Annotated in this window: 12 protein-coding genes; 8 read left to right on the plus strand and 4 right to left on the minus strand. The window is 63.2% G+C overall.

The genetic code is table 11. The features are described from left to right. Nucleotides 1-15: 15 nt before the first annotated feature. Nucleotides 16-459, minus strand: coding sequence for an SH2 domain-containing protein (locus FDP28_RS02940; protein ID WP_144659124.1), 444 nt, complete (start codon nucleotides 457-459; stop codon nucleotides 16-18). A 94-nt stretch (nucleotides 460-553) separates the two neighbouring features. Here FDP28_RS02940 and FDP28_RS02945 point away from each other — a divergent pair, with 94 nt between their 5' ends. From FDP28_RS02945 to proC, 7 genes are all read left to right on the plus strand, one after another. Further along, complete coding sequence (locus tag FDP28_RS02945) at nucleotides 554-2,203, plus strand: DUF7059 domain-containing protein (RefSeq protein WP_260842305.1); 1,650 nt, start codon at nucleotides 554-556, stop codon at nucleotides 2,201-2,203. Further along, nucleotides 2,200-2,910 carry a helix-turn-helix domain-containing protein gene (locus tag FDP28_RS02950; RefSeq protein WP_144659126.1) on the plus strand — a complete coding sequence of 237 codons (711 nt, stop codon included), beginning with the start codon at nucleotides 2,200-2,202 and terminating at the stop codon, nucleotides 2,908-2,910. The genes FDP28_RS02945 and FDP28_RS02950 overlap by 4 nt, the downstream gene beginning before the upstream one ends. Before the next feature lie 124 nt (nucleotides 2,911-3,034). Then, nucleotides 3,035-5,758, plus strand: coding sequence for a type I DNA topoisomerase (gene topA, locus FDP28_RS02955; RefSeq protein ID WP_144659127.1), 2,724 nt, complete (start codon nucleotides 3,035-3,037; stop codon nucleotides 5,756-5,758). A gap of 64 nt (nucleotides 5,759-5,822) precedes the next feature. Beyond that, nucleotides 5,823-6,269, plus strand: a complete 447-nt coding sequence (locus tag FDP28_RS02960; RefSeq protein WP_144659128.1) for an SseB family protein — start codon at nucleotides 5,823-5,825, stop codon at nucleotides 6,267-6,269. A 78-nt stretch (nucleotides 6,270-6,347) separates the two neighbouring features. Beyond that, nucleotides 6,348-7,472: a Ppx/GppA phosphatase family protein gene (locus FDP28_RS02965; protein ID WP_144659129.1), complete on the plus strand. Its 1,125-nt coding sequence runs from the start codon at nucleotides 6,348-6,350 to the stop codon at nucleotides 7,470-7,472. Between the two features lies 1 nt (nucleotide 7,473). Further along, nucleotides 7,474-8,307, plus strand: a complete 834-nt coding sequence (locus FDP28_RS02970) for a sugar phosphate isomerase/epimerase family protein (protein ID WP_144659130.1) — start codon at nucleotides 7,474-7,476, stop codon at nucleotides 8,305-8,307. A gap of 284 nt (nucleotides 8,308-8,591) precedes the next feature. Further along, nucleotides 8,592-9,422: a pyrroline-5-carboxylate reductase gene (gene proC / locus FDP28_RS02975; protein WP_144659131.1), complete on the plus strand. Its 831-nt coding sequence runs from the start codon at nucleotides 8,592-8,594 to the stop codon at nucleotides 9,420-9,422. Between the two features lie 69 nt (nucleotides 9,423-9,491). On the opposite strand, the gene FDP28_RS02980 is transcribed toward proC, so the two are convergent. The 3 genes from FDP28_RS02980 to FDP28_RS20715 are packed head-to-tail and all read right to left on the minus strand — an operon-like array spanning nucleotide 9,492 to nucleotide 11,787. Continuing rightward, nucleotides 9,492-10,130, minus strand: a complete 639-nt coding sequence (locus FDP28_RS02980; protein WP_011775951.1) for a potassium channel family protein — start codon at nucleotides 10,128-10,130, stop codon at nucleotides 9,492-9,494. A gap of 40 nt (nucleotides 10,131-10,170) precedes the next feature. After that, nucleotides 10,171-11,604 carry a TrkH family potassium uptake protein gene (locus tag FDP28_RS02985; RefSeq protein ID WP_144659132.1) on the minus strand — a complete coding sequence of 478 codons (1,434 nt, stop codon included), beginning with the start codon at nucleotides 11,602-11,604 and terminating at the stop codon, nucleotides 10,171-10,173. Nucleotides 11,605-11,649: 45 nt separating this feature from the next. Next, entirely contained in the window at nucleotides 11,650-11,787 is a 138-nt protein-coding gene (locus FDP28_RS20715) for a hypothetical protein (RefSeq protein ID WP_260842307.1), read from the minus strand. Here FDP28_RS20715 and FDP28_RS02990 point away from each other — a divergent pair. After that, a complete protein-coding gene (locus FDP28_RS02990) occupies nucleotides 11,786-12,934 on the plus strand; it encodes an acetoin utilization protein AcuC (RefSeq protein WP_260842308.1) in 1,149 nt (382 codons plus the stop codon). The genes FDP28_RS20715 and FDP28_RS02990 overlap by 2 nt on opposite strands. The last annotated feature ends 24 nt before the right edge of the window (nucleotides 12,935-12,958 follow it).

Raw genomic sequence — 12,958 nt, forward strand, 5'->3', positions numbered from 1 at the left:
AGGGGTGGTGACGTTCTAGCTTGCTGCCGGTACCACGTGGTAAGCGAAGATCAAGGGCGCGTCCACACTGCTGGTCGAGATGCTCAACATACCCGTCGTCGGTACCTTGATTTTGACGACGTCCAAGCTTCCGTTGCAGGCTGCAGCGGCGTCGGTGATGTTCTTCCCGTCCGAAGAAACCGCAAAGTAGGCTTTGCCGCCGCCATCGCAGGCCATGGTCAGCGTGTAGTTTCCGGGCGGGACGTTGGCGGACTCCTTGACCAGCGGATCCCTGTTGAGAATTTTGCCCGAATCCTCCAGCACGGTGTTGCTGGCTGCGGGGAGTACTTTGCCTTTCCATGCGGGAACGTCCGCGTCCTGGATGTTGACCGGAGCCTGGCAAGCTGAGACCCCAAGAAGAGCCGCCGCGGAAAGGGCTACAAGGCCGGCAGCGCGCCCTGTGGAGGAGAAGTTGAGCATGAATCCAACGCTACCGGGTCCGGGAGGGCCTGATTGTCCACATAGCGCGGCCAAGGAACCCGCGGGCCGGGTGTGCCACCCCTACACTGGCAAGGTGACTGACACAGCTTCCTTGTTTACCGCCGGCTCCGTTGACGATGCTCCCCGCAGTGACCGGCCGGACCTCCTCCTGGCCCTCGCCGCGGATCTTCGTGCGATCTCCTACACCGTGGATGGAGTGGCGGAATTCCTGGGGGAGTCGGCCTCGCAGGCGTTGTCCCGGGACCAGCTGGTACCTGCGCTGTTGGCCAGTGAACGGCTGGCAGTCTCTGAAGACCCTGCCGTCCGCTCCCTGTCGACCATCGTCCGGCTGTGGCTGCTGGCGGTTCCGCAGACCGTCGCCGACGTCGATGCCGCACTTCCCGGAACCGGTTCCCGTGGCCTTTATGCTCTGGGGCTTGTAGTCCTCGATTCCGGGATGGTCCGCGCCAAAGTGGACCTTCGCCCTTATGGGTGGGACGCCAATGCCGACGGCAGTGGTGGCGCGGAACTCTGGGTGGCCAGTGATCTCGCTGCCCATCAGCAACCGGGGGTCCTGCGGCACGATCACGTCCTGGGGATTGGACGTGCGTCCACAACGCTCGTCCAGACCACCATCCGGCAGCACACCGGACGGGCGCTGGACCTGGGGACCGGCTGCGGAATCCAGACCTTCCACCTCCTGCACCACTGCGAGCATGTCACCGCGACTGACATCTCCGAGCGGGCGCTGGCCTTCACCCGCTTCAACCTGTTGCTCAACGCAGCGGAGCTGGATCTGGACCCGAACAACCTTGAGAGCCGCGTGAGCCTGAAGCTGGGTTCCTTGCTGGAGCCAGTGACCGGGGAATCTTTCGGCCTGGTGGTGTCCAACCCGCCGTTCGTGATCACGCCCCGGACGGGTGGGGAATCCTCCGCTGACCAGTTCACGTACCGGGACGGCGGACTGCCCGGCGATGAGATCGTGGCATCCCTGGTGCAGACCCTCGCCTCCGTGCTGGAGCCCGGCGGCACTGCGCAGATGCTGGGCAACTGGGAGGTTGCTGCGGGGACTGACTGGAAGGATCGTCCCCAGGCCTGGCTCAAGGATTCCGGCCTGGATGCGTGGTTCATCCAGCGCGAGCAGGTGGGTCCTGAACAATATGCGGAAACCTGGTTGCAGGACGCCTCGCAGAACCGCGACGGCGAACACTACAAAGACGCCTACGCCGCGTACCTCAACGACTTTGCGTCCAGGGATGTGGAGGGAATCGGCTTTGGCATGATCTGGCTGCGCCGCCCCGCGCCGGGCCACAGTGCAGTCATGAGCCGGTTCGAGGAGATCACTTACCCCATCGAACAGCCGGTCGGTCCACATCTGGGCGCTGCGGTAGAGCGGGCAGATTGGGTGGCCGCCAACCCCATTCAAGAGGCACATCTGGTCGTGGCCGAGGACGTTACAGAGGAACGGCACCAGCGCCCGGGAGCCGAACACCCGGGAGTAATACTCCTACGACAGGGCGCCGGGCTGCGGAGAACCAATCTGCTGAGCACAGAACTGGCGGGTTTCGTCTCGGCTTGCGACGGACAACTGTCGGTCCGCCAAATTGTTTCCGCGTTGGTGGCTCTCCTGGGCGGTGACGAATCCTTCGACGAGGACGCTTTCCGTGAAGGTCTCCTCAACGAAGTCACCAACCTTGCCCTGGACGGTTTCCTGCTTCCCGACTCCGACGGGCCAAGCGCATGAATGGCCCGGACATGCGTCGTTCGTCCAAGACCGGCCCTCCTGTTAGTGACGCTGACTACACTGATGAAGTGATTGCGAACAACGAGACATCCTCAACCCCAGGCGACCTTCCTCGGCGGAAGCGGGCAGAGAAGACGGTTGAGATCACCGACCCCAAGGCCATCCGCGCCCTCGCGCACGCTGCCCGTATTGAGGTCATCTCAGAGCTCTACGCCACTCAGGTCAGCCACACGGCCACTGAACTAGCTGCAAGGACGGGTCTCACCCCAAGCGCCATGAGCTACCACCTCCGGGCACTCCAGAAATGGGGCATCGTGGCTCCGGCGGAGAACTCCGGAGACGCACGCGAAAGGCGATGGAAAGCGGCCGGTACGGACTTCACCATCTCGGGCGGCAGCGTTGCCAGCCCGGAGATCGCGGTGGTGGACCTCGAACTCGATGCCTTCCGGCGCCGTGCTTCGGCGTTTGCCAAAGCCAGGGGTGAGCGCCGGCAGAGGGGAGAAACGGCGGAGGAACCGGCAGCCGTGGTGCTCTCCAGCAATCTGTTGTACTTGACCAATCCGCAAAGGAAAGAGCTTGCGGACCGAATCCGGGAGGTCGTTCGCGAGTACGAACTTGAGGATCCCACCCGGATTCCCGAGGGCGCCGTCCGGATGGCAACGTTGTGGTCGATGATCCCGGACGACCGCGTGGCACCGGGGCAGTAGCGCCATCCCAGGTCCCCGAAGGACCGCCTGGTTTTCCGGCCCAAAGCGCAGGATTCTGCAAACTATGGTGAACTAGGCCAATATGGGCAGCAGCCCAATTACACATTTTTTCTGTAGGAGCACCGTGCCCAGCAAGGCAAAAACCGGCAAGAAACTCGTGATCGTGGAGTCTCCGGCCAAGAGCAAGACCATCGCCAAGTACCTTGGCGAGGGCTTCATCGTCGAGGCTTCCATCGGCCACATCCGTGACCTTCCGCAGCCCTCCGACCTCCCTGCAGAACTGAAGAAGACCTCGCTGGGCAAGTTCGCCGTCGATATCGAAAACGACTTCAAGCCGTACTACGTCGTTTCCCCCGACAAGAAGAAAAAGGTTGCCGAACTCAAGGCCCAGCTGAAAGACGCTGACGCTCTCTACCTCGCAACCGATGGGGACCGCGAAGGCGAAGCCATCGCGTGGCACCTCATGGAGGTCCTGAAGCCCAAGGTTCCCGTTTACCGCATGACCTTTGGTGAAATTACCAAGGAAGCAATCCACAGGGCCATGGATAACCTGCGCGATGTCGACGGTGCGCTCGTTGATGCCCAGGAGACGCGTCGTATTCTTGACCGGCTCTATGGTTATGAGATTTCCCCGGTCCTGTGGCGCAAGGTTGCCCGGGGCCTCTCGGCTGGTCGAGTGCAGTCCGTGGTGACCCGCATGGTGGTGGACCGTGAACGCGAACGCATGGCGTTCCGCGCGGCTTCCTACTGGGACCTGACCGGTCAGTTCGGTGCGGGATCGGGCTCGTTCAAGGCAAAGCTTGCTGCGGTTGACGGCGCAAAGGTTGCCAGCGGCCGCGACTTCAACGACAACGGCCAATTGACGTCCTCCAACGTGGTCCACCTGAACGAGGAACGTGCCACGTCCTTGGCCGCTGGGCTGGAAAACGCAGATTTCCGTGTCCGCTCCGTCGATACCAAGCCGTACACCCGCAGGCCGGCAGCTCCGTTCACCACCTCGACCTTGCAGCAGGAAGCAGGCCGCAAGCTGCGGTTCTCCTCCAAGAGCACCATGCAGATTGCGCAGCGTCTGTATGAAAACGGCTACATCACCTATATGCGTACGGACTCCTCGGCGCTGAGTGATGAAGCACTGACCGCGTCCCGCCGCCAGGCTGCTGAACTCTATGGGCCCGAGTATGTGCCGCAAAGCCCGCGCGTCTATGCGAACAAGGCCGCCAACGCCCAGGAAGCACACGAGGCCATCCGTCCCGCCGGTGACTCCTTCCGTACGCCTGCCCAGGTTGCCAAACAGCTCAGCGGTGACGAGTTCCGCCTGTACGAGCTCATCTGGAAGCGCACGGTAGCCTCGCAGATGGCCGACGCCAAGGGTTCCACGGCTACGATCCGCCTGGGTGCAGTTGCCTCCGATGGGCGGGACGCAGAGTTCTCTGCCTCCGGTACTGTCATTACCTTCCCCGGCTTCCTGGCCGCCTACGAAGAGGGCAAGGACGAAAGCCGCGGCGACGACGATTCTGATGAAGCCCGCCGCCTGCCGAACGTTGCCAAGGATGATTCCCTGACGGCGTCGGACATCGTGGCTGTTGGTCACGAAACGTCCCCGCCCCCGCGTTACACCGAAGCTTCCCTCACCGCGGAGCTGGAAAAGCGCGGCATTGGCCGTCCGTCAACGTACGCGTCCACGATTTCCACCATCCAGGACCGCGGTTACGTCCGTAAGCAGGGCTCCGCCTTGGTTCCCAGCTGGATCGCGTTCTCGGTCATCCGCTTGCTGGAACAGCACTTCACGGACTACGTGGATTACGAATTCACGGCGGACATGGAAGGCGACCTGGACAAGATCGCCAACGGCCAGGCTGCCGGGACCGAGTGGCTCAAGCACTTCTACTACGGTGAGGACGCCGATCCCGGCCTGCTCAGCATCGTCAACAACCTCGGCGAGATCGACGCGCGCGAGATCAACTCGGTTCCCATCGCTGAGGGCATCACCCTCCGAGTGGGCAAGTTCGGGCCGTACCTGGAAAGCTCCATCCCCACCGTCGATGAGAAGACAGGCGAAGTGGTTGAGTCCGCCCGCGCCAACGTCCCGGAAGAGCTTGCCCCCGACGAACTCACGGCGGAAAAAGCCAAAGAGCTGATGGAGACGGCCGCCCCCGAAGAACGTGTCCTGGGAACGGACCCCCACACCGGTCACACGGTGGTGGCCAAGAACGGCCGTTACGGTGCCTACGTCACCGAGATCATCCCGGAGATGACCGAAGAGGAACTGGCCAACCAGCCGGTGGAGTACTACAAGAACGGCAAGCCGAAGCCCCCCAAGAAGCCGGTCAAGGCCAAGCCCCGCACGGGTTCCTTGTTCAAGTCCATGACGGTGGACAGCGTGACCCTCGATGAGGCCCTGCAGCTCATGAGCCTTCCGCGGGTCCTGGGCGAGGACGCTGAGGGCAACCCCATCACTGTCCAGAACGGCCGCTTTGGCCCGTACTTGAAGAAGGGTACGGACTCCCGCTCCATCGGATCCGAAGAGGAAATTTTCACGATCACCCTGGACCAGGCCCTGGAGATCTACTCGCAGCCGAAGCAGCGCGGCGCACGGGCGGCCGTGCCGCCGTTGGCTGAGTTCGGACCGGACCCCGTTTCGGAGAAGAACATCGTGGTGAAAGAAGGACGGTTCGGGCCCTACATCACCGACGGCGTCACGAATATCACTGTCCCGCGCTCAACGTCCCTTGAGGAACTGACCCGGGAACGCGCCGTCGAGCTTTTGGCCGAAAAGCGGGCCAAGGGACCGGTCAAACGGACCACTACACGCAAGGCACCTGCAAAGAAGGCAGCAGCCAAGAAGTAGTCGAGGGCCGGCCGGGGAGCATTCGCGAATTGCGCCCCGGCCGGCATCGTGGTCGAGTAGAACCATGACTGAACAGACGGTTTCACCGGACAACCAACCTTTGAACGACCTCGAGGCGAAGCTCGCCATGGCCGACCAGCCGGATGCGAACCCCGTGGACGTCATCCTCGCGTTCCTGAACAACGAGGTCTACCTTGTCAGCTCGGAAGCTGTCGATGGTCCCGACTCCTCGGTTGAGCCGCTGGTGCTCTCGAACGCTGACGGACAACCCGTTTTGGCTGTCTTCAGCCACCCCAGCCGCGTTGACGAGCGCTTCCTCGAAGCCGCTCCGCACGTCCTGGGCACCATGGGTTCAGCGATCCTGGGCAATATCGGCGACGAGCTCGGCATGGTCATCAACCCGGGCAGCGAATTCGGCTTCGAAATCGATCCCGAGGGCATCGCCAATATCCGGCGTGACTTCAAGCGCGCCGACGAGGTGGATCAGGCGCAGGTGGATCAGGCGGAATAGGAACCCGGCTTCCTTCCCGTTGGCGAAACGTCACTGCCAAGTTGCTTACCGGGCTTCGAATCGGTGAATAATGGCAGAATGCGTCTTGGCGTTCTCGACATCGGGTCCAATACCGTCCACCTGCTTCTGGTGGATGCCCACCCTGGCGCGCGCCCGGTAGCTTTCGCTTCCCATAAGCGCCCGCTTTCCCTGGTGCAGTACCTCGACGGTGACGGCAATATCAGCGACGCCGGCCAGCATGAGCTCATCGAATTTGTCTTGGAGGCCTGGGAGTTCGCTGCCAGCCACAAGGCAGAGGATCTCCTGGCTTTTTGTACCTCCGCCATCCGCGAGGCAACCAACGGCCCGGAGGTCCTGGCAAGGGTCAAGCATGAAACGACAGTGACCCTCCAGGAACTCACCGGCAGCGAAGAAGCATCCATGACCTTCTTCGCCGTCCGGCGTTGGTACGGCTGGGGTGCCGGCCCGATCCTGGACCTTGACATCGGTGGCGGCTCCTTCGAAATGGCGTACGGAACGGACGAGCTCCCCGAGTTCGCAACGTCGGTCCCGCTGGGGGCCAGCCGGTTGACGCGGGACTGGCTCCACGATGACCCTCCCAGCGCCAAGAGCGTCAAGGAACTGCGCCGCTACATCCGGTCCACGTTGAAACCAGTGGTCCGCGACTTCCACGACCTTGGCCGCGCCAACCTGGTGGCCGGAACCTCCAAGACGTTCCGCTCACTGGCCCGTATCGCCGGCGCCGCGCCGAGTGCTGCCGGTCCCTACGTGAAGCGCGAGCTTCATGCCGCAGATCTGGGCTTGTGGGCGCAGCGCATTTCCGCCATGACAGTCGCGGACAGGCTGTACTTGCCAGGTGTTTCGGAAGCGCGGGCGCGGCAGTTGCTGGCGGGTGCGCTGGTGGCTGAAGCTGCCCTTGAACTGTTCGAATTCCCGACCATGGAGATCTGCCCATGGGCTCTCCGGGAAGGCCTGATCCTGCGGCGACTGGATCAGCTGGTCTTCGAAGAGGCCTTGGATCCCGCTCCCCATGTGGGAAAGAGGAAGAAGAAGGACAAGTCCAAGAAGAAAGCTGCCAAGGAGAGCAGCCCAACCCCAGATAGTGATGAATCCCAGCCGGATGTGAAAGAGTTTCCGGTCCCGGTAAATACCCCTGCCCCTTCCCCCATACCAGCCCCCGCGGCAGGCGGGCTGGCCTCCTGAGATGAGCAACGACGTCGAACCTGAAGTGAATGACCGCCAGATCCCCGTGGCGCTTTCCAGCGCCTCCGTTTATCCCCTGAGCGTCCATGACGCCTTCGCTGTGGCCCAGGACCTGGGTTACGAGGGCGTTGAGGTGATGGTGACCAACAATGCCGTGAGCCAGGACCCTGCGGCCCTGATCCAGCTCAGCCACCGCTACAACCAGGAGATCGTGTCGATCCACGCCCCGACTTTGCTGTTGACCCAGCAGGTGTGGGGGACTGCGTGGAACAAGATCGAGCGGTCCTGCCAGATGGCCACCGAGGTGGGCTGCGACACTGTGGTGGTCCACCCTCCTTTCCGCTGGCAGTCCAACTATGCGGAGAACTTCGTTGAGGGCGTGCGTGAAATCGCCACCATGTACAAGGTCCGCATCGCGGTGGAGAACATGTACCCGTGGCGCGTGCGCGGACGTGAAGCGGTTGCCTACCTGCCGCACTGGGACCCGCTGGGGCAGGATTACGACGACGTCACCTGGGACTTCTCGCACGCCGCCACTGCCGGGGCCAACAGTTTGGAAGCCATCAAAGCCCTGGGCAGCAAACTCCGGCACGTCCACCTGACCGACGGTTCGGGTTCGGGCAAGGACGAGCACCTGGTTCCAGGTACGGGGACCCAGCAATGCGCGGACGCTTTGCAGCATCTGGCGGCTTCGGGCTTCGACGGCGTGGTGGTGGCCGAGATTTCAACGCGCAAGGCAAAAGTGGCGGGGGAGCGGGAGGAAATGCTGGCCGAAACCCTGCGTTTCGCACGCCAACACCTCACGGTTCCGCTGGTTCGCAGCACGGACCAGTAACCCGCAGCACGGACCGGTAAGCCGAAACCGCGGGCTAAAGGCGCCGGTTAATGCCCGGTTAAAAGCGAAAGCACCGGCGGCCGAATCGGGAAATGGGGGAAAACCCGTCCGGCCACCGGTGCTGCTGGCGGACATCCCCATGCCCGCCTCATCACTCGCACCCTCAATGAGGTAACTACTAAGTTACGGACCGTGCATGAGTGCTGCCTGCAATAACCTTGGGAACAAGCTGTGAATCCGGAACCCATTCGACCCCGTCCGAGCTCAACTGCAATGATGGAGCCATGAGCAACCGAATCGCATTCCTTGGCTGTGGATCCATGAACGAGGCCATCATGGGGGGCCTGCTCGCCGCGGGCACTGACCCCTCGGACATCGTCGCGACGGTCCGCAGGGCGGAGCGTGCCGAAGAACTCGCCCAGCGCCACGGCGTGACGGCGATCGCCGGTGAGGAAGAGCCCGACAACAACAAGTTGGCCACCAAGGGCTCCGGCATGGTCATTCTGGGCGTCAAGCCGGTGGGCATCCTGGAACTGGCCCGGGAGATCAGCCCTGCCTTGGCGAAGGACACCATCGTGGTGAGCGTCGCGGCGGCCGTCTCCATCGCGCAGCTGGAAGCGGCACTGCCGGAAGGCCAGCCGGTGATCCGCACCATGCCGAACACACCCGCCCGGCTTGGCCGCGGCGTCGTATCCGTTTCGCCGGGGACCCATTGCACTCCGGAACAGCTTGAGAGTGTCAAGACGGCGCTGGCCGGCGCCGGCAAGGTCGTGGAGATCCCCGAAGAGCAGGTGGACGCGTTGTCTGCCATCAGCGGTTCGGGCCCGGCCTACGCGTTCTACCTCGCCGAGGCCATGGCGGCAGCGGGCGTGAAGCTTGGTTTGGACGAAGAACTGTCCGTCATGCTCGCCCGTGAAACAGTGGCGGGCGCTGGCTTCATGCTGGCCGAACCGGGCGCGGATCCGCATGCCCTCCGCGTCGCCGTCACCAGCCCCAACGGCACTACCGAACGAGCCATCGCTGCGTTCGACGACGGCGGGATCCCCGGGATCATTGCCGACGGTGCCAGGGCCGCAGCGGCCCGCGCAGCCGAAATCACCCAGCAGCTCGGCTAGTTTTTTGTTCAGCTAACGCCCTCAAAAGGGTGTCTTAAGGGCGTTGGCTGTACAAGAACTCCATAGGGGTCAGGGGCGTGCGGCGAAGCGCTCCAGCAGGTCCACGTGTCCGGAGACGATCAACATGTCGTGGCCGGAGACTTTGGTTTCCGGCCGGGCGTAGGTGAAGTCCTCGCCAGGAGTCTTCACGCCCACAATGGTCACGCCGTACTTGGAACGGACCTTGGATTCTTCCAGCGTGAAGCCAACGGTCTCCTTGGGCGGGTACATCTTGACGATCGCGTAGTCGTCGTCGAACTCGATGAAGTCCAGCATGCGCCCGGAGACGAGGTGGGCTGCACGGACTCCAGCATCGGCCTCAGGGTAGATCACGTGGTTGGCGCCGATCCTGGTGAGGATCTTGCCGTGGGACGGGGTGATCGCCTTGACCCAGAGGTGCTGGATGCCCAGGTCCACCAGGTTCACGGTGATGAGCACGGAGGACTCAATGGACGTGCCTACACCCACGACGGCGGAACTGAACTCCTGCGCGCCAAGCTGGCGGAGGGCATCGATGTTGGTGGCATCGGCCTCAACAACATGGGTCAGCACCGGAGCCCATTTCTGGACCAGCGTACGGTCGCGCTCGATGGCCAGGACTTCGCGGCCCTGCTTGACCAATTGCTCGGCCGTTGCGGAGCCGAACCGGCCCAGGCCGATGACCAACACCGGGGCATTGTGTGCGGGGCGGTTGGCGGCCCCTGTGGAACTAGCCAATGATTGGCCTCTCTTCCGGGTAGTGGAACAGCTGGCTGCGCTGGCGCAGTGCCAGCCCGGCTGCAAGGGTTACTGTGCCGACGCGTCCGGCGAACATCAGCGCTGTCAGGACATAAACGCCCGACGGCGGCAACTCGGCGCTGAGGTTCGTGCTCAGTCCGACCGTGGCGAAGGCGGAAATGGATTCAAAGAGCACCCGGTCCAGTGACGCTCCGCTGATGGAGAGCAACAGGAACGCTGCCACGGATACCAACGTGGCGCCGGCGACGATCACTGAGATGGCCACACGCATCGTGCCCTGCGGAATGGTGCGCCCGTACACCTTCACATCGGCGTCACCGCGGGCCTCTGCCATGATGGCCAGGAACATGACGGCGATGGTGGTCACCTTGATGCCGCCGGCCGTGGAGGCAGAGCCTCCGCCGGCAAACATGAGGGCGTCGGTGAGCAGCATAGTGGTGGACTCCATGTGGTTCTGGTCCACCAGGTTGAAGCCGCCCGAACGCGTCATGACGGAGGCGAAGAGCGAGTGGATGATCTTATCGCCAAGGTTCATGTTGGCGATGGTCCGCACGTTGTCCCATTCCATCAGGGCCCACAGGACGGTACCGGCTGCCAGCAGGATGAAGGAAACCTGGATGGTGAGCTTGGTGTGGAGGTTCCACTTTTTCCAGTTGAGCCCGTTCTGCTGGAGGACCATCACCACGGGGAAGCCCAGGCTGCCGAGGAAGACACCGAGCATGAGGGGCACCAGGATCCAGAGGTCGGTTTCGTAGGGAACGATGCCATCGGAGTGGGGCGTGAATCCAGCGTTGTTAAAGGCTGAGATGGAGTAGAACACGCCGTGCCATACTGCCTGCCAGAAGTCTTCGCCCAGCACGATGAAGCGCGGAATCAGTGCCAGCGCGAGGGCTCCTTCAATGACCACGGAAGTCGTGATGACGATCCGGAGCAGGGTACCGACTTCACCAAGGCGGCCGGCGTTGTTCATGGCTTCCTGGGCGATGAGCTTGCCGCGAACGCCAAGGCGCTTGCTGACCATGAGCGCCAGCAGCGAGGCGAGGGTCAGGGTGCCCAAACCACCCACGAAGATGCCCACCAGAATCACGAGCTGGCCGAAGAACGTCCAGTGGGTTGCCGTGGAGACCACGGTCAGGCCGGTGACGCAGACACTCGATACGGCTGTGAACATGGCCTGGTGCAGCGGCGTCACAGTCCCTTCCGTTGACGCTGCCGGCAGGGAAAGCAATCCAGTGAAGAACAGGATGACCACGGCGAACACAGTCAACGCCAAACGCGCCGGTGAGGTGTTGGCAATGTTGTCGATGAAGTCGCGCACACGGGTGAAGATCCAGAGACCTTCACGCTCCTGCTGGTTGGGTTGCCAGTTGGTCGGGCTGGTGGACCGCGACTGGCTGTGGGACATGGCGCTCTTCCTTGGTTGAAACAAGCTTTCCTGAGTAGTAAACCACTATTCGCGCGCGTAACCGGGGCGTTGGGCTGTTCCAGCCTCAGGTAGCCTGTTCTGGATGAACTCCACGCTTGGAACAACTGCTTCCAGCATTACGCGCTCCGCACTGCCAACGACGGTGGTGTGGGATCCAGCCATGACTGCCTACAATTTCGGTCCGGGCCATCCCATGGCGCCGCAGAGGCTTGAACTGACAGCCCGCCTTGCCCAATCCCTGGGCCTCTTCGATCACCAGCATGTGGCGGTGGAGGCACCCGGCCTGGCAACCGACGTCGAACTTTTTACCGTCCACAGCCGCGAGTACGTTGAGGCGGTCCGGCGGGTCAGCAACGACCCAAGCCGCCCGGAGGAAGACCGCGGGCTGGGGACCGAGGACGATCCTGCGTTCGCGGGAATGCACGAGGCCAGCGCCAGGCTGGCCGGCGGTTCCCTGCTGGCGGCGGACACCGTCCTGTCCGGCCGGGCGGTGCGTGCGGTCAACTTCAGCGGCGGCATGCACCACGCCGCACGTGACCGGGCGAGCGGATTCTGCGTCTACAACGACGTCGCGATGGCCATCCAGAGACTGCTCGACGGTGGTGTGCAGCGCGTGGTGAGCATCGACGTCGACGCCCATCACGGCGACGGGACGCAGGGCATTTTCTGGAACGATCCCCGCGTCATGACCATCAGCCTCCACGAAACCGGCCTGACCCTGTTCCCTGGGACGGGCTTTGCCAACGAAACCGGTGGTCCTGACGCGCCGGGGACCGCGGTGAACGTCGCGCTTCCCACTTTCACGGGGGACGCGGCATGGTTGCGCGCGTTCCATGCCGTGGTGCCCCAGCTGGTCGGCGCCTTCAAACCTGAAGTGATCGTCAGCCAGCACGGTTGCGATTCGCACCGGGACGACCCCCTGACGCACCTGAACCTCAGTGTCGACGGGCAGCGCGAGGCCGCCTCCGCCGTCGCCAGTTTGGCCGCCCGCTACTGCGACAACCGTTGGATCGCCACAGGCGGCGGCGGGTACGACGTCACGGGCGTGGTGCCGAGGGCCTGGAGCCACCTGATCGGGATGGTGACCCAGCGGCCGGTGGCGCTGAGCCTTCCCGTGCCGGAAGCGTGGCGGACGTACGTCAAGGAAAGCTACGGTGTGTGGGCTCCTGAAAAGATGGGCGACGACGTCGACGTCTGGTGGCGCTCCTGGGAAGTTGGCTACGATCCCGCGGACGAAGTTGACCGGACGGTCATCGCGACGCGCAAGGAGATTTTCCCGCTGTACGGCCTGGACCCTTGGTTCGACTGAAACCTGCACGAAAGCACAAGGAAA

The sequence above is a fragment of the Paenarthrobacter nicotinovorans genome, assembly GCF_007670255.1.
Classification (GTDB): Bacteria; Actinomycetota; Actinomycetes; order Actinomycetales; family Micrococcaceae; genus Arthrobacter; species Arthrobacter nicotinovorans_B.

Bases quoted from the DNA above. Each gene is read 5' to 3' on its own strand.
- FDP28_RS02965 (WP_144659129.1), top strand. From the start codon at position 6,348: ATGCGTCTTGGCGTTCTCGACATCGGGTCCAATACCGTCCACCTGCTT.
- FDP28_RS02970 (WP_144659130.1), top strand. From the start codon at position 7,474: ATGAGCAACGACGTCGAACCTGAAGTGAATGACCGCCAGATCCCCGTG.
- FDP28_RS02950 (WP_144659126.1), top strand. From the start codon at position 2,200: ATGAATGGCCCGGACATGCGTCGTTCGTCCAAGACCGGCCCTCCTGTT.
- FDP28_RS02960 (WP_144659128.1), top strand. From the start codon at position 5,823: ATGACTGAACAGACGGTTTCACCGGACAACCAACCTTTGAACGACCTC.
- FDP28_RS02940 (WP_144659124.1), bottom strand. From the start codon at position 459: ATGCTCAACTTCTCCTCCACAGGGCGCGCTGCCGGCCTTGTAGCCCTT.
- FDP28_RS02990 (WP_260842308.1), top strand. From the start codon at position 11,786: ATGACTGCCTACAATTTCGGTCCGGGCCATCCCATGGCGCCGCAGAGG.
- FDP28_RS02985 (WP_144659132.1), bottom strand. From the start codon at position 11,604: ATGTCCCACAGCCAGTCGCGGTCCACCAGCCCGACCAACTGGCAACCC.
- FDP28_RS20715 (WP_260842307.1), bottom strand. From the start codon at position 11,787: ATGGCTGGATCCCACACCACCGTCGTTGGCAGTGCGGAGCGCGTAATG.
- proC (WP_144659131.1), top strand. From the start codon at position 8,592: ATGAGCAACCGAATCGCATTCCTTGGCTGTGGATCCATGAACGAGGCC.